Origin of the sequence: Chryseobacterium mulctrae (assembly GCF_006175945.1) — a bacterium.
Taxonomy (GTDB): domain Bacteria; phylum Bacteroidota; class Bacteroidia; order Flavobacteriales; family Weeksellaceae; genus Chryseobacterium; species Chryseobacterium mulctrae.
In genome coordinates this window covers 4191867-4211458 of sequence record NZ_VAJL01000001.1, presented here as the reverse complement: position 1 = coordinate 4211458, position 19592 = coordinate 4191867, and the positions used below count along the sequence as shown (strand labels likewise).

Annotated in this window: 28 protein-coding genes; 26 read left to right on the top strand and 2 right to left on the bottom strand. The window is 35.6% G+C overall.

Translation table 11 applies throughout. The annotated features are described in order from the left end of the window. Positions 1–11: 11 nt before the first annotated feature. The 22 genes from FDY99_RS23445 (at position 12) to FDY99_RS19505 (ending at position 17043) form a co-directional block, all read left to right on the top strand. The gene (locus FDY99_RS23445) at positions 12–269 is read left to right on the top strand and encodes a hypothetical protein (RefSeq protein WP_139423390.1); all 258 of its coding nucleotides are present in this window, start codon (positions 12–14) and stop codon (positions 267–269) included. Positions 270–296: 27 nt separating this feature from the next. Then, complete coding sequence (locus FDY99_RS19605; RefSeq protein WP_139423389.1) at positions 297–752, top strand: hypothetical protein; 456 nt, start codon at positions 297–299, stop codon at positions 750–752. A 1-nt stretch (position 753) separates the two neighbouring features. Continuing rightward, positions 754–1245 (top strand): hypothetical protein, encoded by a 492-nt coding sequence (locus FDY99_RS19600; RefSeq protein WP_139423388.1) that lies wholly within the window; start codon positions 754–756, stop codon positions 1243–1245. Between the two features lie 107 nt (positions 1246–1352). After that, on the top strand, positions 1353–2108 hold the full coding sequence (locus FDY99_RS19595; RefSeq protein WP_228448869.1) for a S49 family peptidase: 756 nt from the start codon (positions 1353–1355) through the stop codon (positions 2106–2108). 2 nt (positions 2109–2110) lie between these two features. After that, a complete protein-coding gene (locus tag FDY99_RS19590; RefSeq protein ID WP_139423386.1) occupies positions 2111–2560 on the top strand; it encodes a hypothetical protein in 450 nt (149 codons plus the stop codon). An 8-nt stretch (positions 2561–2568) separates the two neighbouring features. Further along, the gene (locus tag FDY99_RS19585; protein WP_139423385.1) at positions 2569–3573 is read left to right on the top strand and encodes a hypothetical protein; all 1005 of its coding nucleotides are present in this window, start codon (positions 2569–2571) and stop codon (positions 3571–3573) included. 26 nt (positions 3574–3599) lie between these two features. Continuing rightward, entirely contained in the window at positions 3600–3935 is a 336-nt protein-coding gene (locus FDY99_RS19580; protein ID WP_139423384.1) for a hypothetical protein, read from the top strand. Positions 3936–3939: 4 nt separating this feature from the next. Then, positions 3940–4494 carry a hypothetical protein gene (locus tag FDY99_RS19575; RefSeq protein ID WP_139423383.1) on the top strand — a complete coding sequence of 185 codons (555 nt, stop codon included), beginning with the start codon at positions 3940–3942 and terminating at the stop codon, positions 4492–4494. 3 nt (positions 4495–4497) lie between these two features. Further along, a complete protein-coding gene (locus tag FDY99_RS19570; RefSeq protein WP_139423382.1) occupies positions 4498–4806 on the top strand; it encodes a hypothetical protein in 309 nt (102 codons plus the stop codon). A 73-nt stretch (positions 4807–4879) separates the two neighbouring features. Continuing rightward, positions 4880–5587: a hypothetical protein gene (locus FDY99_RS19565; protein ID WP_139423381.1), complete on the top strand. Its 708-nt coding sequence runs from the start codon at positions 4880–4882 to the stop codon at positions 5585–5587. A gap of 24 nt (positions 5588–5611) precedes the next feature. Further along, positions 5612–5890, top strand: coding sequence for a hypothetical protein (locus FDY99_RS19560; protein ID WP_139423380.1), 279 nt, complete (start codon positions 5612–5614; stop codon positions 5888–5890). After that, positions 5871–6080, top strand: coding sequence for a hypothetical protein (locus tag FDY99_RS19555; RefSeq protein ID WP_139423379.1), 210 nt, complete (start codon positions 5871–5873; stop codon positions 6078–6080). Before FDY99_RS19560 ends, FDY99_RS19555 begins: the two co-directional genes overlap by 20 nt. Before the next feature lie 426 nt (positions 6081–6506). Then, positions 6507–7820 carry a DNA modification methylase gene (locus tag FDY99_RS19550; RefSeq protein WP_139423378.1) on the top strand — a complete coding sequence of 438 codons (1314 nt, stop codon included), beginning with the start codon at positions 6507–6509 and terminating at the stop codon, positions 7818–7820. Positions 7821–7983: 163 nt separating this feature from the next. Then, positions 7984–8907, top strand: a complete 924-nt coding sequence (locus FDY99_RS19545; protein ID WP_139423377.1) for an amidoligase family protein — start codon at positions 7984–7986, stop codon at positions 8905–8907. 28 nt (positions 8908–8935) lie between these two features. Then, positions 8936–9181 (top strand): hypothetical protein, encoded by a 246-nt coding sequence (locus tag FDY99_RS19540; RefSeq protein ID WP_139423376.1) that lies wholly within the window; start codon positions 8936–8938, stop codon positions 9179–9181. Positions 9182–9277: 96 nt separating this feature from the next. Continuing rightward, positions 9278–9901 (top strand): hypothetical protein, encoded by a 624-nt coding sequence (locus FDY99_RS19535; protein ID WP_228448867.1) that lies wholly within the window; start codon positions 9278–9280, stop codon positions 9899–9901. Continuing rightward, positions 9894–11456: a hypothetical protein gene (locus FDY99_RS19530; protein ID WP_228448865.1), complete on the top strand. Its 1563-nt coding sequence runs from the start codon at positions 9894–9896 to the stop codon at positions 11454–11456. The genes FDY99_RS19535 and FDY99_RS19530 overlap by 8 nt, the downstream gene beginning before the upstream one ends. Before the next feature lie 374 nt (positions 11457–11830). Then, positions 11831–12148 (top strand): hypothetical protein, encoded by a 318-nt coding sequence (locus tag FDY99_RS19525; RefSeq protein WP_167494298.1) that lies wholly within the window; start codon positions 11831–11833, stop codon positions 12146–12148. 3 nt (positions 12149–12151) lie between these two features. Then, entirely contained in the window at positions 12152–13483 is a 1332-nt protein-coding gene (locus FDY99_RS19520) for a hypothetical protein (protein WP_139423375.1), read from the top strand. Between the two features lie 33 nt (positions 13484–13516). Next, positions 13517–14407 (top strand): DUF6712 family protein, encoded by an 891-nt coding sequence (locus FDY99_RS19515; protein ID WP_139423374.1) that lies wholly within the window; start codon positions 13517–13519, stop codon positions 14405–14407. A 78-nt stretch (positions 14408–14485) separates the two neighbouring features. Then, the gene (locus tag FDY99_RS19510) at positions 14486–15037 is read left to right on the top strand and encodes a hypothetical protein (RefSeq protein ID WP_139423373.1); all 552 of its coding nucleotides are present in this window, start codon (positions 14486–14488) and stop codon (positions 15035–15037) included. A 2-nt stretch (positions 15038–15039) separates the two neighbouring features. Further along, positions 15040–17043, top strand: a complete 2004-nt coding sequence (locus tag FDY99_RS19505; RefSeq protein ID WP_139423372.1) for an SGNH/GDSL hydrolase family protein — start codon at positions 15040–15042, stop codon at positions 17041–17043. Positions 17044–17047: 4 nt separating this feature from the next. Here the strand turns inward: FDY99_RS19505 and FDY99_RS19500 are convergent, their stop codons facing one another. After that, positions 17048–17302 (bottom strand): hypothetical protein, encoded by a 255-nt coding sequence (locus FDY99_RS19500; protein ID WP_139423371.1) that lies wholly within the window; start codon positions 17300–17302, stop codon positions 17048–17050. A gap of 38 nt (positions 17303–17340) precedes the next feature. Here FDY99_RS19500 and FDY99_RS19495 point away from each other — a divergent pair, with 38 nt between their 5' ends. From FDY99_RS19495 to FDY99_RS19485, 4 genes are read left to right on the top strand one after another with little or no spacing between them, the layout of a single operon-like run. Next, positions 17341–17901, top strand: a complete 561-nt coding sequence (locus tag FDY99_RS19495; RefSeq protein ID WP_139423370.1) for a phage holin family protein — start codon at positions 17341–17343, stop codon at positions 17899–17901. Between the two features lie 25 nt (positions 17902–17926). Beyond that, positions 17927–18409, top strand: a complete 483-nt coding sequence (locus tag FDY99_RS19490; RefSeq protein ID WP_139423369.1) for a hypothetical protein — start codon at positions 17927–17929, stop codon at positions 18407–18409. A 4-nt stretch (positions 18410–18413) separates the two neighbouring features. Beyond that, entirely contained in the window at positions 18414–18578 is a 165-nt protein-coding gene (locus tag FDY99_RS23060; RefSeq protein WP_162304192.1) for an Acb2/Tad1 domain-containing protein, read from the top strand. Between the two features lies 1 nt (position 18579). Continuing rightward, positions 18580–19143, top strand: coding sequence for an N-acetylmuramoyl-L-alanine amidase (locus tag FDY99_RS19485; RefSeq protein WP_139423368.1), 564 nt, complete (start codon positions 18580–18582; stop codon positions 19141–19143). 53 nt (positions 19144–19196) lie between these two features. Here the strand turns inward: FDY99_RS19485 and FDY99_RS19480 are convergent, their stop codons facing one another. Continuing rightward, positions 19197–19547 carry a hypothetical protein gene (locus FDY99_RS19480; protein WP_139423367.1) on the bottom strand — a complete coding sequence of 117 codons (351 nt, stop codon included), beginning with the start codon at positions 19545–19547 and terminating at the stop codon, positions 19197–19199. Positions 19548–19592 lie beyond the last annotated feature (45 nt).

Genomic DNA, 19592 nt, shown 5'->3' with positions numbered 1-19592 from the left:
CCACCCTGGGAATGGACAAGGCTCAACGAAATGGCTTCCAACATGGCCAAAAACGAGCTTTCCAATTGTCGCACCTGATTGAAAGAAATATCAGGGAGGAACTTTACACTACTTGCATTTTTAATCAGATCAATTATGGAATAGAATTTCAAACAACGATCCTTGATTTTCTTGCAATGTATGACATCACGGAGGAGGAATTATCCTATGAAACTCTGAGAAAAGATTTTAATCGTTACAAACTTAAAAATCTGCATAAGTTCAAATAAATTTATGTAGAAAATTGCGCCGAAAATATGGAAGAATTTAAAAATCAATCTGAGTCCTTTTTTAGAGAGGTAAGATCAATCGAAATTTACCGAGCCTTAGATGTTTCATACATCAATGCTTTTAATGGAGTTTTCCCAGATCCAATTAAAGTTCTATATGTATTTCATTTACTCCCGGAGACATTATCCAGAAGTATTCTTTCAAAGAGAAGACTGGGTAATGATTTTACTGCAGTGGATATTAATTTCCCACTGTTGGATTTATCTTCAGATAATATAAAAAAATGCGAAGAATACTTTAATCGTAAAGGTTTCGCTATCATAGAAGTCACAAACGTTGATAAAATACTCTATGGAAATAGTCGGGAATCGTTAAAGATCGATTTCATTGACAATCGGTTAAATAATAATTCTGGAGACGATGAATATACCATTGCAATCTCTGGAGAAACTATTATCAAACCAAAAATAACAAATCTGTAAAATGAATAACTCGGAAATTATAAAAAAATATAAGGAATTTTTAAAGGCTTTAAAAGCTAAAATTAAAACGAACGAAACTTTTAGTCTATCTCGCCTGATCAATGATAGTTCTATGTCTGATTCGGCTAGAGAAGCTCTTTATTCATCAAATATAATCATAAAAACGGGAACGGGAAGAGGGGCAAAATATTGCTGGTTAGCTGAAGAAATAACCGATGATTTAGTTGCATTATTCAGATCTAAAATTAAAATAGTTAATAAGACTTATAATAGAGCAAGAAATACAAAAAACTTAGGTTTAATGAGGAATAAATTATTTACTTTATTAAGCTTACACTACTCTAGTTTCTCATTTACAGATAATGGGCTTCAATTTATTTTTGAATTTAGTGCAAATGAGCTTTCCAGTGAATTTTGTAAAAAATTGAAGGAATTTGAAGACTTCTCTATTCAATTTAGTTGTAATAAAATCATCTTGATTTTTACTAAATAGTGTCCTTTCCTAACCTTCGACATTAAAACAATTTTGTCCGTGAAATCAACAAGATGCACGGACTTAATTTTTTTAATACTCCTCTGGCAATAGATAAAAATTATCTAATGTCATTTTTAACTGAAATGATTATTGGCTTCAAAACCAATACTCTTGTTTCTGCAGAAAAAGTGCAGGAAAAATTCGTTAAATCTATTGATGCACAAATGAGCGCCAATTCTAATGGTGCTAGTAAATATCCAATTGTATTTAACATTATCGGTCCGATTGTAAAGTATTCAACATACAATATCCTCGGAACCTTGGACATGCAGAGTATTCTTCGAAATATTGATGCTAATCCAAATATCTCCGGAGTTCTTTTCAATATCGACTCTGGAGGCGGACAAGTTTCCGGAACTGCTGAATTTGCAGACTTCATCAAAAACATGAAGAAACCAACAATTGCTTTCACCTCAGAAATGCAATGTTCAGCTGCTGAATGGATCGCGTCAGCTTGTAATATGAAAATTGCCAGCCCTTTTGCGAGTCACATTGGTTCTATTGGAACGTACCTGTCATTTCAGGACTTCTCAGCAATGTTCGAAAAATGGGGTGCAAAGATTTATGAAATCTATGCGCCTCAATCCACAGAAAAAAACGCCGATATCAAAGAATTGATCACCGGTAACGAAGCGCCTTACAAAGAGCGCCTTAAAATAATTACAGACGAATTTATCTCGACCATCAAGGCCAATTACGGCGAAAAACTCACGGATGACGGTCATGTTTTCAAAGGAAAGACATACAACGCTACTGAAGCCCTAAAAATTGGCTTGGTGGACGAAATAATGACTCTGGAACAAGCCCTTTCAAAATTTTAATTATGAATAAACATACCGCTATTCTAGGTCTTTTAGGTTTAACCGTTTTAGAAACTCATTCTGGTGTAAATCCTTTTGCAAAATCACATGTTCGACTTACTGAAGAGCAGCTGGATCAGATTGAATCTTCTTTGGCTGCAAACGATGTAGCTGGTCTTAATACTCAGATCGAAAATCTGACTACAACAGTTGGTGAAAATTCAGCGACGCTAGGCACTATCAACACTGCTATTGCTTCAGCATTTGAAGCTAATGGACTGGAGCTTCCTGAAGGAACTTCTGCTGCAGACGCAATTGCTACACTTTCCACAAAGTGTAAAGAGTATGGTGAATCTGCCAATACTCATTCTCTCATCTCTACAGACGGAATTGATAAAGATGACAAGAATGAAAGTGCAAACTATGCACACAATCAGATTCTGAACGAAAACAAATTCAAAACCTTAAAATAATTTTCAATATGCCTTTTGATCTATCAGACTTAAGAAAAGACCTCGTTGGCTATATCAACGGAAACAAGACTTTCTTTCAGGGTGCTTTGCTTTCAGGAGAAATTTTCTTGAGTAAACACACTAAAAGATTGACGAAAATTAACGGCGAATACGGTAGTGTAGTAGCACTTATCGGTCATGTCGTACAATCATACTATTCTAAAACTTTCACACCTTATGATGATGTAAAGTTTAAAGAAAAAGTACTAAAAACCTTCAGACAAAAAGTAGATTTTACTTTAGATCCAGCTGAAGTTTTGGGAAGCGTTTATGCTGAAATGTTTGACGAAGGAAAAAATCCTAAAGACAAAACAGTTACCAAAGAAGTAATGAAATTGGTTATTGCCAAAATCATCGATGACTTGAATTATTTGTCAGTAAATGGAAAGTTTGATGCTTCTAAAGTTGGAGCTCCAGTTCCGGTGTTCGGTACTTCAATGGACGGACTTAACGAAGTTCTAACTAAAATCAATGCAGCCGGTAATCCTTTCTACGTTCCTGGAGACGCATTGACAGCTAACAATACTGTTTCTGTTATTTCAAAATTTGAAAAAGACATTCCTTCAATGGCCAAACCAAAAGTAAAAAAGATTTTTACTTCTGAAGAGGATTTGGAAGAGTATCAAGAAGATTACGACAATCAGTTTGGAAATCGTCCTACCTACGATCAATCAGGTATGGTTAAAACGAGATTCGGAAAACGTGAAATTGTTGGTGTACCAGGCTTGACAAAAGGAACTGTGTTCGCTACCATTGACAACAACTTCCTGGAATTGGTTGATGTCGTTGAAAATCCTGGTCAGATTACAGATGTGCAGGTGAACCATAGAGTTCTAGACATGCTATCTGAATTTTCATTGGGATATGATTTCGGATTTGATCAGTATCTATTCCTTCACACTGCTGACGGAACGAAAGACAGAGGTCTAGCAGACCCGTCTGATCACAAGCTTTGGTATCCTAGCGATTTGTAATTAATCAATCATATCATTTTTAAAAAATGTCTGAAAAACAAACAACAGAAGCAGCTCCTTTAACTGAGGAGCTGCTTAAAAAAAAAGAAGCTGATTTGAAGACTAAGTCGGAAAAATTAGCTCAAGATCGTGAAGATTTTGAAAAGGAAAAAAAAGACTTCGAAAAATCTAAAGGACTTGCAAAAGGATCAAAATCAGTAACTGTTTTTGATTTCGAGGGAGAAAGCTATTCCTTTTCAGAAAAAGCTCCGGAAATCATCAATTTTGCCGGCCAAAAATTCTCAAGACAAGAACTCGTAGACAACGAGGAAGTTTTGTTGCAATTCATTGGAGGCAGATCACCATTAATCATTAAAAATTAATACGATGCCAGAAGAATTAGACGAATGTTCATTCAAAACAGTAAGAACCGAAAATTTAGGTTATTGCCCAAATAAAGACGTAGTCGGTGGTGTTAAAGCCGATATTTTTTACATTCCAATGGATCAACTTCAGACGGTCACCAAACCGGTTGTTACGGTTGATACTCCTTATGCAGAAAGTATCACTCTGACGGCCTTGACTCCAGCGGTTGACAAAGGTTTCAAAAAAATTACATTAGTAATTGATGAAAACGAATTGAAAAGCAACCTGGTTGGAAACAAAGGAAATATGAAGGATCAGGCTCAGTTCGATGGAATGCTTGGAAACTTCATTCCAAAAAACATCGGGTTCAGCAAAAGACACAAAAACACTCCAATGTGTTATGTGATTGTTGACAGTACAGGTCAGAAGTGGGTTGTTCTTGATGCTTATATGACTAAGGCTGATGCTACAACCGCAAAGAAATACGAGGAAAGTTCAGGAATTGCTTTCAACGTAATCGCAAACAGTTCACTGTATGCTTTCAATGGTGAAATTGTAGTTACTCCAGACGTTTAAAAAATGGATAGTAGTAAAAATTTCATATTAACAGTTCCCGTCGGATCCACAATTATAGGATCCGACGGTTCTCAAACGAAATTAACCGGTGTACCGGCTAATGCTTTAAGTTTATGGGAAAACGGAACCAGAACTTTATGTCTGAAAAAAGATGGTGTAGAAATTCTTAATGATTATTCAAAAGAACAAATTCAAAAACTTATTGAGATTCGAACTAAAGTCGGTTTCAAAGCGGAAATTGAACTTTTGAAAACATTATTGAAATCTGCAAAAAAACCTGCACCTGAAGACAAGCCAGTGCAAAATAAATAAGGCCATAATTTTTATTTTTTATATTTAATATTTTTATTTTCAAAGCTCCTAGAAATAGGAGCTTTTTTCAAATATGGAAAAGCACATACAAAACATACAGAATTACCTTTCTTCAGGTGGAGATCCAAAACTTGCAATCAGATATAAAAGCCCAACCTTAGAAAACCGGGCAAAGATTGCGTATCTCATTTCACAGCTGCCAAATGTTGTTATTTCCAATTCTCCAAGAGATCCTGAAAATTCTCCAATAACTTCTCCAGGGCTGAAGATTGAAAAACCAAAACCTGCAGAAAAATTTAAAAGAGAAAGACCAAAGTTTATAGGTGTGATTGCTCAGTATCCTCCGGAACTGCACCGAACTTATCAGGAAGTAGATTCTTTGTGGTTTGAATTCTGTGAGCTGAAGCTTGAGCTTAACTTAGTTCCTGCAGATCAGGAAGCAGATGCTTATGAAGTACAGATGGAGATTTTGGAGGTTATGAAGAAATTTGATAAGCATAAATATATTTTAGATTATTATCTGGAGCATAAGCGAGTTCTACCAATGAAGAGCAAAAATGATTTTTCAAATTTAAATATCGTACAGCTCGACCATAAATACAAAAACCTTGAATCTCTTATCTGCAGAAGGAGACAAACCATTGTAAAAATGCAGAACGAATTACCTCCGGATGATGATCAGAATTATAGAAAAAAAGCTGCTGCAGTGCAGAGAAAAATTGAGCAGCTTCAGGAATATATTTTAGACCAGGAAAAGATTCAGGAATTGTTGTCTGATTAGCGGACAATTATTTTATTTGTTCCCATGAAAAAAGAAATACAAACTTTTTTAGAAATGTTAGGAGCTCATGTGAGTGATCTTAGTCCTGAGATATACAGTTTCGTAGGTCAGAGAGATATAGATGTTTATTTCGCTTTTTTTGAAGATAAATTATTCATCGATTTACAATACAACCCTCTTACTGAAAGACTTTATGACGGTAAAACGCCCAGTCTTAAGAAGTTTAAAAAAATAATTTCTGGTTCAAAACTCAATTATTTACTTGAACATTATTTAAAAAGAGATGAAAAAACTCTACAGTAAGAGACGATTAAAAAAAATGGGAATTTATTACCGAGAAACAAAAAATGAAATTTTCATTAATCTGTCTGGCCAATCAATCGGTGTTGGAATATCTTCACGTCTTACAAAACAATTCAAAGACTCGAATAAAACATTAAATGTGACTTTTGATTTTGTGGGTTCTTGTGCTTCTTGGATTGCTTACTTTTAATAGAATTATTTTGAGAAAAAGAAAGAAGAGGCTTAGAAAAATGATCCGGTTAAGCCGGCGAAACGAAACTTCAGTGAGATTAATTATTATTCAAAAATTGATTGATATGATACAGGACGATTTTAATAAAATGTATGAGCTAACAAGATACAGCATTCATCAATATGACAAACAAAAAAAGGATTAGTAAATTTCTGCTAAAACAGACTCTCAGCAATTGTTGATAGTTTTTTTTGTCCTTTACTCAGTGTGCTGATCTCACTTCATTTGAACAAATTCTCAAGGAGGAAGAAACGTCCTCCGCAAAATTCAAAAATCTCACCTTTCAAATATTGAGTACAAAGACCCCATGCGGAGGACTATAAAAGTCTTCTGTCTGGGGTCTTTGTGTATTTGAAAAGTGAGATGAGCAAATTTAGTTATAAAATGAGAACTGACAAGTTAAGTGATGAAAAAATTATTTCATCCCCATTAGAATGGTACACCGTGCAAAGAACGGTGTCCGAATTAATCCCTTGTGATTTTAATCCAAGGCAAATATCTGAAGAGGAATTATTACGGCTTAAGAAAAGCCTGGAGAAATTTAACCTGGTTGAAATACCGGTGATTGATTTCGATAATATTTTACTCGCCGGACATCAGAGAGTAGCTGCTTTATTTATCCTGAAACGTGGTGATGATCTTATCGATGTGAGAGTTCCCAACCGGAAATTATCTGAGGAGGAATTCAAAGAATACATGCTGAGATCAAATATTCACAATGGTGAATTCGACTGGAGTAAGATCGAAGAATTTTTCCAGGATATTGATCTGGAAGATATCGGAATGGATTTAGGAGCGTTTGAAGAATTTTTGAAAGATAATGCATTTGTTCCGGATGAAGAGGAACAAGACTTTGATCCGGAACCACCTGCAGTTCCTAGAACCGTCGAAGGCGATGTCTACGAACTGATATCTACTCAAAAAGGAATTAAGCACGTTTTTACGTGTGGAGATTCTACACTTTCAGAAAATTACAAAAAAATTCTAGGAGACGACAAATTCAACCTAATCGTTACAGACCCGCCTTACAACGTAAACTACGAAGGTGGGACAAAGGATAAATTGAAGATTAAAAATGATAATATGTCGAACGATGAGTTCTTCAGTTTCTTATATCTTTTCTACCAGGAATGTTTTATTAACGCCGAGCTTGGAGCACCTATTTATGTATTTCATGCAGATTCTGAAGGTGCTAATTTCCGAAATGCCCTGAAGCAATCCGGATACAAATTATCGCAATGCTTGATTTGGGCAAAAAACTCAATCGTAATGGGTCGTCAGGATTATCATTGGAAGCATGAGCCAATTCTGTACGGCTGGAAAGAAGGCGCTTCGCATCCATGGTTTTCGGACCGAAAACAATCCACAATCTTAGAATTCAATAAGCCGCTGCGCAATGCCGATCATCCAACAATGAAGCCTTTGGATATTGTGAGTTACCTGATTAAAAATTCATCAAAACAAAAGGATATCGTCGGAGATTCTTTCCTTGGATCCGGATCAACTTTGATCGCTTGTGAAATGACCTGGAGACAATGCCGCGGGATTGAGTTGGATCCAAGGTTTGCAGATGTGATCGCCCGTCGTTGGATCCATTACATGAAAGATAACAACCTGACGTATGAAATCAGAAGAAATGGTACAAAGCTCACAAATGAGCAGATTGATGAATTATTGCCCCAGATAGTAGCAGAATAACTTGCTTCTGCACCTTATTTTATTTATCTTAGACATGGTCTTTAAGACATTGCGAAGCCTGACATTAGTCAGGCTTTTTTATTGAAAATAAAGCACTTATGACTTGCGTGTTTGACGGTTTAGAGCGTACTTAGACTTGTAAATAATTAGAAAACAATACGATATGACACGCGAAGAAATTTTAAACAGCAACTGGACAAAAACGAAAAAAGGAGAAGCATTATTCGACTTAGGCTTCACCAGACTTCAGGTCGCTGATTTAATTTGTAACGGTAACAGAGGCTTTTCTTACAACATTTGGAAAAAATGGAACGAAGCAAGAACCGCCAACCCACAACCAACTACACCGATAAATTTTGAATTTGAATTTACAAGAAAATTTGGAGTAGAAATTGAATTTTTTGGAGCAAATCCAAGCCTAACGCAAAACTTTAGAAATTCAGGCCTTGAAGCCAGAACCGAAAGCTACAACCACTCAAGCAGACCACACTGGAAATTTGTATCGGACGCTTCAATAAGGGGAATCAACGCTCAAGAAATGGTAAGCCCAATTTTACAGGGAAAAGAAGGCCTAGCAGATTTTAGAAAAGCCTGCAAAGCCTTGAGACAAAGCAACGCTCAAGTAAATACAACCTGCGGAGTTCACGTTCACCTTGACGCAAATGATTATTCGATAGAAAATTTCAAAACACTTGTAAAAAACCAATTTTTGATTGAGGAGCAAATAGACAAAATTATGCCCTCAAGCAGAAGGGCAAACGCAAACAGATATTGCAAAGGATTTAAAAGCCTCGGAAGAACCACGCTTTTTGAAAAAATAGACAACTGCCAAACGGTAAATCAAATGGCTCAATATTTCGGAAGCAGATACTATAAATTAAACTTACAAAGCTTTCAAAGACACGGAACGGTAGAATTCAGACAGCACGGTGCTAGCACTAATTTTTTGAAAATAAAAAATTGGATTTTAATTTGCGCTAGGCTTGTAGAATTTTCTAAGCAAAATATTTTAATAACCGACTTAAACCAAATACTAGATGAAAATTTACAGGAATTTTTCGAAGACAGAGAGCTTTCGCTTGCATAGTAAAAATGATTACCTTTACCCTCAGATTATGAGGGTAAAGATTATCATTGACAACAAAGAATTTACGGCAATATCAAATTATGATATCGTGCTTTTTCTTTGGCAGAATTCATTTCAAAAAGAAAAAACGATTGAAGAATTTATGGTTAATTATTCACGTCGTGCAGTTTTGACAAATGATGAAAATATCAGAGCAAATTCAGTCACAGAATTTGTAGAGGATTTGATAAAAGAAAATCACATAAAAATCACCGAAACGGTTGGTCTTAACTAGAAGAGACCATGTCTAAGGTAACACTATAAATTTGCTGTTGCAAGTTTAAATTCAATTATTTACACACTTAAGCCTGACACTTGTCAGGCTTTTTTTATGTCCTTTATTGACCTGATTTGCGATGATATTTTCGCTGTCATGGATATTGTAAAATTTACCAAAGACAACACATTTCAGAGAATTAAAGCCTGGTACATCGATGAAGATTCGGTGGAACTGACGCCTGAAGAAATTCTCCGGAAAGACAGACTCGTTCACATCTGGAGTCTTCGACTTAACAACAAATATTCTCCGGCACAATCTGTTAAAATTCTGATCCGGGATCACAACGTATCTCAAGCAACCGCTTACCGTGATTACTCGTTGGCTATGGAGCTTTTTGGCTCGATTGATAAAATAAATCTTGCCGCAGAAAGGATGGTATTAGTAGAGAATTATTGGAATCTCTACCAAATGGCCTTAAAGAAAGGAAATGAAGAATCTGCACGAAAAGCCTTGGATTCTTACACTGCTTTATTTGACTTTGATCATAAAGAATCAACTGTCGATCCTAAAAAACTTGAAGCTTCAGTTTACAAACTTAATCTTCCAAGAGGTGCAAACAACATGCTTAAAGCAATGTTTGAAGGAGGTGTGGTTGATTTCAATAAGATCGGAGCTGAAGATGTATCCTGGAAAGAGGCCGATGAAAATGTAGAAGAGACGGAGGACGATGAGTAATTTTTCAAAATACAATCTTCCAATCCGGGATATAGAACTGAACCTGATGCAGGTTGCAGTTGATTTTGCGATCAATACCATTAAGATTCCAAACATTACGGTTAAGGCTGCCAGGGGAACCGGAAAGTCTACAATTTTAGGTGATGCGATCAAGACAGCTGTGAAATGGCTGCCTAGATCAACCGGAGTAATTGTAGGCGAAACCTTCGTTCAGATCAAGACTAGAACTCTTCCATCTACAAAAGAAGGAATGGAAATGTTCGGTCTTTACGAAGGGATCGATTATGTTGTCGGAAAATGTGGTAAAGATTTAGGCTTCGAGATGCCGTTTCAGGCTCCGGATTCTTGGGGTAATGTCATTCATTTCAGCAACGGTACAATTGCAGTTATGGTCTCGCTAGACAACAAAGATTCCGGTCGTGGTATTAATGCTTACTGGGTAATTGGAGATGAAGCAGCGCTACTAACTTATGAGCGCCTCTACAACAACGTTATCACGACTAACAGAGCAAAGAAAGCCATCTTTGAAAACAGACCGATGTTACACGCTCAAATCTTTGTGACCTCGGTTCCTATGACCAAAAAGGGTGAATGGATTCATCATAGAGAGAAACTTCACCTGGAGGAAGTAAGAAACAAAGTTCCAGTACATCTGAAGAAACATTTGTTTATTAAAGCAAATGCTTATGTCAATGCTCACAACCTGAAGGATGGATGGATTAATGACATGGAGAAAGAGGCACTGTCAAAGACGCTCTTTAATGCCGAAATCTTAAACATTGATCCTATCGGAGTACAGGACGGCTTCTATGCTCAACTAAAGCCTCCAGTGCATTATTATAACTATAAATATAATATTGCAATGGTTGGGTTAGAACTTAGTGAAACCTTCAAGCCGAGCTGTAAGTATGATGATGATTTGGTACGAGGACAACCGCTTCAGGTTAATCTTGACTTTGGTGGAAAGATCAACTGTCTGACAGTATCTCAATATCTGAAGTCTCAGAACAAAGTAAACTTCATTAAAGAATTCTACCGGAAGAATCCTGATATCCTGGATGATCTGATACAGGACTTCATTGATTATTATGAGTCACATAAGGCCAGTTCAAACGAGATCCATTTGTATTACGATAAGTATGGAAATAAGAAGGAGGCCAACTCAAAGACCACATTGGCCGAGGATGTTATGAATAAGCTACGAATGGCCGGATGGAAGGTTATTAATAAGACTCCTAATACAAACAACCCGGCTCATGCTGATAAGTATAAGCTCATCAATGCGATCTTATCTGAAACAAATGTAATGCTGCCAGCTGTAAGAATCAATAGCGATAACTGTCCTAACCTTATTATATCAATGGAGAATGCACCGCTGAAAGGTAATGATGCATTTGAAAAAGATAAAGGCTCTGAGAGAAGCACTACTACTCTTCAGGAACATGCAACTCACTTTAGTGATACGCTTGATTACTGTTTGTTCTGGCAGTTCTGGCACCTGATCAACCTTCGAAGACACTCATCATTCCCTGTTACCAATTTAATACTGAAATAACCTGCACAACGCAGGTTTTTTCGTGTCGAATCGGCGCGTCAACGTCCCGCGACTCGTGTCGGGGTCCGGATTTGCATCAATTTTCATTGAAATTTCACGAAAATCGGCTTTATACGCTCTGTGAGGGCGTTTTTTGAGATTTTGCCCTGGCATATTTCGTAAAAATCGAAAACTGCAATTGTAGAAAGGTATAAGGCGACTGTGTGGGTCAACCTCATTCAATGAGAAAAAGCGTTGAGAATGACCCCTCAAAATTTTGCTAAAAATTTGAATTATTGATACTTAAAAAAAATGACCATGAGAAACGAGGGTGTAAATTATCGCTTTTAAATAGTGTCCTTTATTTCGTCAGGTGTCAGGTTGATATTCGCAGTATGCAAAATGAGATACTTTTGAGTGATGTTCTCACGGAAATGAGAAGGTTGGATGAACACAAAAATCCTATCCCTTTTGATGTTACTGTAAGAACCTATAACAGTCAAAATAAATCCGGCGGTCGATTGGTCACTTATGAAAATGCTGTACTAATGCAACCACCGAAAAAGCCCGGACTTATTCGTCTATCTCAAAAAATTGATTTCAAGAATCCTAATCATTTTGCCAACCGTACCAGAAACCTTAAAACGAATGAAGGTATAAAGAAAATTCACATTTTATTCATCATTAAATTCAACGGCGTTGATGTCGTTTAGACTATGAAAATTTCTCAGGGAATTTATTCCGTTGGAGGGCGCTCTAATCAGACAGCAATTTTTTTTAATAAAGTCAAAGGCGAACCACAACACTCAAATCTCAAAATTACCAATACAGAAACGCTTATTGATAATAAGTGGTTACCCTGGGGTGATAACAATTTGTACCCTCAAGAGTTCGCTGCAAAACTAAAAATGACCGGTGTAGCGGTCGGTGGTCTTGAAGTTCTTACAGCTGCTCATTTTGGCACCGGCTTTAGACTTTATCAAGGTCAGGAAACTGAAGAGGCTATAATTTTTAAAGAAAGATTAGTGAGCTCGTTTCCGGATATCGCTGCCTTCTACTATCGAACAAAATTCGACATATTCAATTCTGAAATTATCACAGATTTTGAAACTTTCAGAGTCGCTTTTCCTGAGTACCTACTTTCTCCCAATGGAGATAAAATTATTTCTGTTAGACGATTAAAAGCAGCCGAATGCCGTTTTGAAGTTCCTGATAAAAATGGGATCATAAACAATATTGGTGTCAATACCGACTGGGGAAATTATAAGACAGAAAATACTGCAGTAATTCCATGTTTTGGAGCTAATATACCTATCGAAGAAGTCAAAGCTTACTGTAAAGAAAAGGGAATTGTCCGATTTACTATTCCGGTTATTGATACTCTTCTTATCGAAAAATCTTATCCGTCCGTTGGGTGGCACGCCTCATTTAAAAACGGATGGGTTGATGTAGTTCTGGCAATTCCGGCTTTTAAAAAAGCAATGTTCGATCAGCAACTCAGCGTAAAATATCTAATTCATATTGCTGACGATTATTTCAAACATATTTATCAGGAAGATTGGGATGCTTTTTCTCCATTAGAAAAACAACAGAAAAGAGATGATCTGGTAAATCTCATTGATACAGAATTAAAAGGCGCAAAAGGTGGAGGAAAATCCATTATATCGCCGTTCTTCCGGGATGAAAACGGAAAAGAGATCAAGGGTATTCAGATTGATGAGATTAAGCAACCTCAAGGTAATGGCGATTTTCTTTTAGATAGTTCTGCAGCAAATTACGAGCTTCTTACAGCAATGGGTGTTGATCCATGTTTAATCACTGGCGGAGCGTTCGGAGGAAAGACATTGTCCGGTTCCGGATCCGATAAGCGTGAAGCCTGGACAATTCTTTGCGCAAAACTTCCAATTAAACAAATCAGAACACTTCAGATTTTTGAAAATATTAAGTTCTGGAACTCATGGGATCCGACGGTTTTTGGAAAATTTCCCAACATCAATCTTACAACCTTGGACAAAAATAAAAACGGACAAGAGAAAGTAGTTAATTAACAAAAAACTTATGCAGAAAACTGCGCCGAAAATATGGAACATTATATTTCAAAAGATGAGATTCAAAATTATTTTATTTTACCACAAAATTTTGATTGGGATCTCGTTGATCAGGAGCTTGGATTTGGAGAAATTTTTGAAATTATCCCAATTGATGTTTATTTGGATTTGAAAGAATCTGAGTTAGAAGTGGAAAAAGAAATTTGTAGACTACTTACGAAAGCAGCTACACACTACTCTTTCGTTTTTTCAATTCCAAAAATTAAAGTTCATATCACCAATTATGGTGTTCAACAATTTACTGAAGGTAAAACAAAGTCTGCACCATGGTGGGACGTTCGGGATTTGGGCTTGTCGTTGCTGAAATTTGCCGACAAATTATTTTCCGAAGCAATCACTAAACTTTCGTTTGTAGAAGCTTTAAAACAAAGAATTCCTTTTTTTGAAAATGTTTCCGGAGATATTAAAACTCCGGATGAGTTTGAAAAGATTTATTCAATAAAAAATTCTCCGAAAGTTTTTTCATTACTGCAGAGTTTTTTAGAGCAAGCTTATGCGCTTAACATTTTGGATAAAATTCAGCCAGATTGTTTGGATCAAATTAAAACTAAACCCAATCTCTACAAAATTCTAAAACAAGCGAACGTATATTATTCGCTCTACTACGCTTCACTGCTACCAAATTTCGTGTTTCTTCAGAATGCTGTAGCAATACAATACGAGGAACTTCCATGGCAAAAATCACAGGTTTTAAGCTTCGATGAGAAAGCTATGTCCGGAAAACAATTTTTGAAGCTTGGAGATTCAACTGTAAAAGTGATTACTGACTATATAAAAACCCATATCGATGAATTCCCTTGTTATTCGGGGCCTATTCCGGACCGAAAAATTCAGGCGAAAGCTTCAGGAATTTATTTAACATAAAACGTCCTTTTGAACCGATAACGATATCGGTTTTTTTGTGGAGTAATGATTGACTTTCAAGACATAAAATATTCGTATTTGCGAGAATATAATTCAGGAGTAAAATGTAAATTATTTTATGCTCCGGAAGAATTTTTCTTTACTACTCCACTTCCTAAACCTTCAGAAAGTTTGGAATCTGAGATCATCATTACTGATCAAATCCTGATGAGAAAAGATAGAAAGCTAAGCTGCATTGATATTCTTATCGATGAAAACGAATTGAAAGCTTTTATTTCAGGAAATGCAGGGCGCAAAAAAACTAGAGGAAATCTGTCAATTTACATTTTGGGATTCTTACCCTCAATTCTCGGATTTCTAGAAAGAGGTAAAAATATTCCTTTTGTATTTTTTATTCAGGATTCAAATGGAAATAATTGGCAGATTGGACACATGCGCAATAGAGCATTTATTGACACTTCTGAAGCTGGAACCGCCAAAAAATATGAAGATATATCTGGTGCGGCCATCGGTATTAATTGCAATTCACCGGTTTTTCTATACAGCTCCTCAATTGATCATTTAGCCATACCTGGTGACTTCAATAACGATTTTAATAATGATTTTTTTAAAAATAAACTCTCACCTTAGAAATGAACAAACAACAACTTATTGCCGCTATAAATGAATACATTACCGGTAATGGCGTTCAGGAAATAACAGGACAAGTAATGAATTTAATTTTAAATTCAATTGCAAGTATAATTCCTGATGATGCAATGTTAACTTCGTCTTTTGGCGGTATTGTTAAAGCTTCTGATATCATATCAACTACACCAGGACAATCAAAATGGTTTATTGCAAAAGAAGGGACATATCCTAACTATGGTGGATTCACATTTTTAGGCAAAAATTTTAATATTCTTTCTTATGATGGATTAGCATGGGATAAATCTGAAATTGAAATTCAAGGATTATCAATGGCTCAGTCCTATGATAAGACCGATTCTGAACATGCGGTTTCAGCAAAGTTATTAGATGTCGAATATTTTGGCGGGGTAAAAGTCGCTGGAGAAAGTATTGCTTCCAGTAATTCTGATTGGAGTTTTTTCACAGAAGGAACCGGTTCCGCACAAAATGGAATTATTTACACGCCTATGATTGTTCCGTCAAATGTGGACACTATTATAAGTAGAATTAGAATACGAGGATTCAGTACAATTAAGCTTTACACTGTAGATGAACAATTTAATCCTACTCTTCTAACTACATTAAATCTCTCGATAGATGGTGATAATGTTTTTCAAAATCTGAATCTAAATTTACCTGCAAACAATAGGATAGGAATGGCATCAGAAGGTTCTGGTAAATTCTATTATGACAATACAGGTAAGGGTGTAGATACTCATGCAAACAATCCATTGGGAGTTTTTGACATCACAATGCCACTGGAATATACCTTTAGTTCTGCTTCGAATACGGTTGTAGTTAAAGGCAAAATCAATGAATTAATAGAATCAAAACTAAGTCAAACTGATGATGAAACTATCAAATTACTTTTTGCTGAAGATTTTTCCAAACCTAATCCAGTTTTCTTAGGGTCATCATGGCAATTGGATACAGCAAATAAAAAAATTACATCAACAATAAACGGGAGAAATAACAATTTAATTCTTAGAAAGGATTATAATTTAAATCAACGAAAAATTATTTTTAGGATTCTGCCATCTGCAAATACAGATTTTAGAATAGAACTAAAAAACTGGTATGCAGTTAATGATGATGGTGCAAGTATGTTTGCTATAAATTTTGCTGAGGGAAAATTAAAAATATTTAATGTCTTGTTAGGTCAATGGCCTAATGCAGAAATTGCAACTGCAGGTGTTTCTGATGTTTCAGTTTTAAAGGAAGAAAATTTGATACCGTATGTGGCCGGTCGTGAATATCTTGTTGAACTGCGTTTTGAAGATATGCTTCATACATTAATTGTTATCGATACAATAAGTGGCGCAAAATCTCAACTGATTTTTAATGGATGGTCTGGTGGAAGACAGCAGCAATCATATTCCTTCTACACAAACTCAGGAGGTATAATTTCAATAAAGGATCTAAAAATATTTTCTTTAAAAAGATATTTTGATACTATAATTTTAGGTGATTCGATTACCGAAGGAATAATGGTTTATGATAAGTCTAAAAGATGGTGTAAACTGATGGAACCACATATTAAAGGATCATTGGGAGTCTGTGCAAGAAGCGGGCAAACACTTGTTGATATTATTAACAAGTTTGATAGTGAGTTAGGAATTTTAAAACCTAAATACGCCATTTTTTTAATAGGAATCAATAATATTAACAATGCAACTGTCGAAAACTATACAATTTTAAGAGATAAGTGTCTGGCAGCTGGAATAAATCCCAAATTTTGTTTGTTGACTTGCACTAATGGATCTGATCACAATACTATCAATAGTAGAATAATTCAAGCAGTTAAAGAAAGTGAGATTGGATTCAAATTTAATTTGGCAACATCTCTAAACAATAACGGACAAAATATTAATTCTGCATTGTTTTACGATAACCTTCATCCGATTGAAGTTGGTTGTCAAGAAATGCTGAAACGTGTTTTTATAGATATTCCGGAGATTCTTAAATAGTGTACTACCAAGCTCTGTCTGATTGACCTTCAGGGCTACTAAAAACCAATGATTCTAACAAATTTTTTAATTCAACTTTAAGTTGATGCTTCAGTTTTGGATCTTCAGTGTTTTTAATAGAAACTTCCAAGTTTTGAAGATGCGAAGTATCTAAATGATAATTTTTAGCCTCTCGTTGGTAATAAGCCAAATTCTTGTCAATATTTCTTGCAGAATTTGAACTAAATAGATTGATCAGGCTGTTAAAAAATTTAATCATCAGTTTTATTTACTGCGAAAATATGAAAAAATTATACAATGAAAACAATAAACTATATTCTTCAGCTCATGGGTTTCCTAAATGTTGCTGATTTCTTCGGAAAATACCACCCATTATTTGGAAGTATTTTTGCGAGCTCGCTGACTTTCGGGATCTTCTCCGGATTTATTGAAACTCACAGTGGTATTTCGATGTTGCTGTGGGTTTTCTTCGCCGCAGGAACCTTAGTAGATCTGGGTGTCGGTCTTTATGCAAATCTTGTCTATTTAGATGGGAAATTTGAAAGTGATCGTTTCTTCAGGGGGATATTTAAGCCATTCGTGATGTTTTCCGTGATCTTCTTAACCAATACTTTTAAAAGAGGACTGGAAACTTCTGCTATCACTCCGGACTGGATTAAAGACATGGGCGTCGGAACCGTAGCTACAATACACTACTCCTTTGTCTTGACCATAGGAATATTCATTCTTCTGAGTATCGCCGAAAACATGGCAAAGATGGAAATTAGAGCAGCTGTAACGCTGACAAAAATTTTAAACATGAAAATTAAAAAAATTGAAAAATTAAACGATGAAAACGATCTTAATAACGCTGCTTAGTTTTTTATTGATCTCATGTGGATCAATGAAAAAAAACAAATTGACTTCAACTTCTGAAGGAACTGAAAAAATAGATTTCACAGAATCATCTGGAGGAAATACAAACATCCGGACTTTTGAAAATGCTTCAATACGGATTGTGAATGATGGCTACAATATTTCAGTAAAACCTGTAAATGGCCAAAATTCTTATTTCAATTTTACTTCTCCAGATGGTCAGCTCTTTCACGGAACTACCAATGCAGAAATCAATTTTGAAAAGAAATCAGAGAAGAAAGAAGTTGTACGAACTACCGAAACCAATACCATAACTACCTATTGGTCTCATATAACTTACAAATCGCAAACCACTTATAAAACTGTGACTAGATACGTTGATAAATACAAAGAAGCCTATCCCTGGTACTATATTTTGTTTGCCGGATTTATGCTCCGGGAAATATTGCGGTGGCTCTGGAACTGGTTAAAGAAAAGTAATTGGTATTTAAGATTAATCAACAAACAATAAAAGAATGAAATCACCTTTAGAAACAAAAGCTGAATTTGAAAAGAAGTTCGAAGAGCTTAAGAAAACGCTAAATGATAACACTGAGCTTGATCCAAGATCGAGAGCTGTAGCGATCACAAACTTAGAAACCGCAAAAATGTGGGCTGTAAAATCAATTTTTGACAAATAATATGATACAATTTTCTCCATTAAGAACATACGTTTCTGCAGGTCACAACAATGCTGATCCGGGAGCCGTAGCAAATGGCCACAAGGAGGCCGATATCACTAAGATCATCCGCGATTCAATCGTTGATTACAGTGAGGACAAAAACATCGTTGTAGATAAAGATTGGGAAACAAACAAGCAGTATCAAACCAGAATTAAACCGGCTTCAGGTTCAGTTGTTTTTGATATCCATTTGAACGCTGCAGTAAGCAATACGACTCGCGGCGTTGAGTGTTATGTCAACAAAAAAGATTTTGAAAGCAAAAATTCAAATTCTTACAAAATGGCGAACGAGGTTAATGAATTTTTGAGTCAAACACTAGGAATTAAAAATCGTGGAGTGAAGCCTGAAAATAACTCTCAGCATTCTCGAATTGGAATTCTGAATCTCGGATCCGGAATTTCGGTTTTGGTAGAAGTTGATTTCATTACAGGAATCGGAGCTGTTGAAAGTATTGTATCATTTAAAGATGTCATCGGAAAAGGTCTTGCGAATATTTTGAAAAAATATGACGATTTAGTTTAATCAGTAAAAAAGAGTATCAAAGTTTGATACTCTTTTTTATTGTTTTACATTAGTTATGGAATGAATCGTCTCATTACAATATCGGCTTCATGATTGTACATAGCTATTAATAGTTTGATTTTCGGCATATTTATATGAATTTGAAAGCTAATCAAAACCGTCGGATCAGTAGTGATTAATTGTTGCGCTCTCAGGTCTGCTGTATCATTAACATACGTGGTTGCAAATTGAGACAACTCGTTGGTCAAATCGGATTCTAATTCGACTATTTTGTGAGTCATATAACTAGTCATATCAAAATGCGATAAATTCTGACTTTTCAGGTCATTAATGTAATTTGTAGTGATCTCTCCTATTTTATCTTCATATTTATTGAAGACCTCACTGAAATTAAATTCGTTCATAGTTTAAAAAGTTTAATATGATAAACTTATAAAAAAATATAGTTT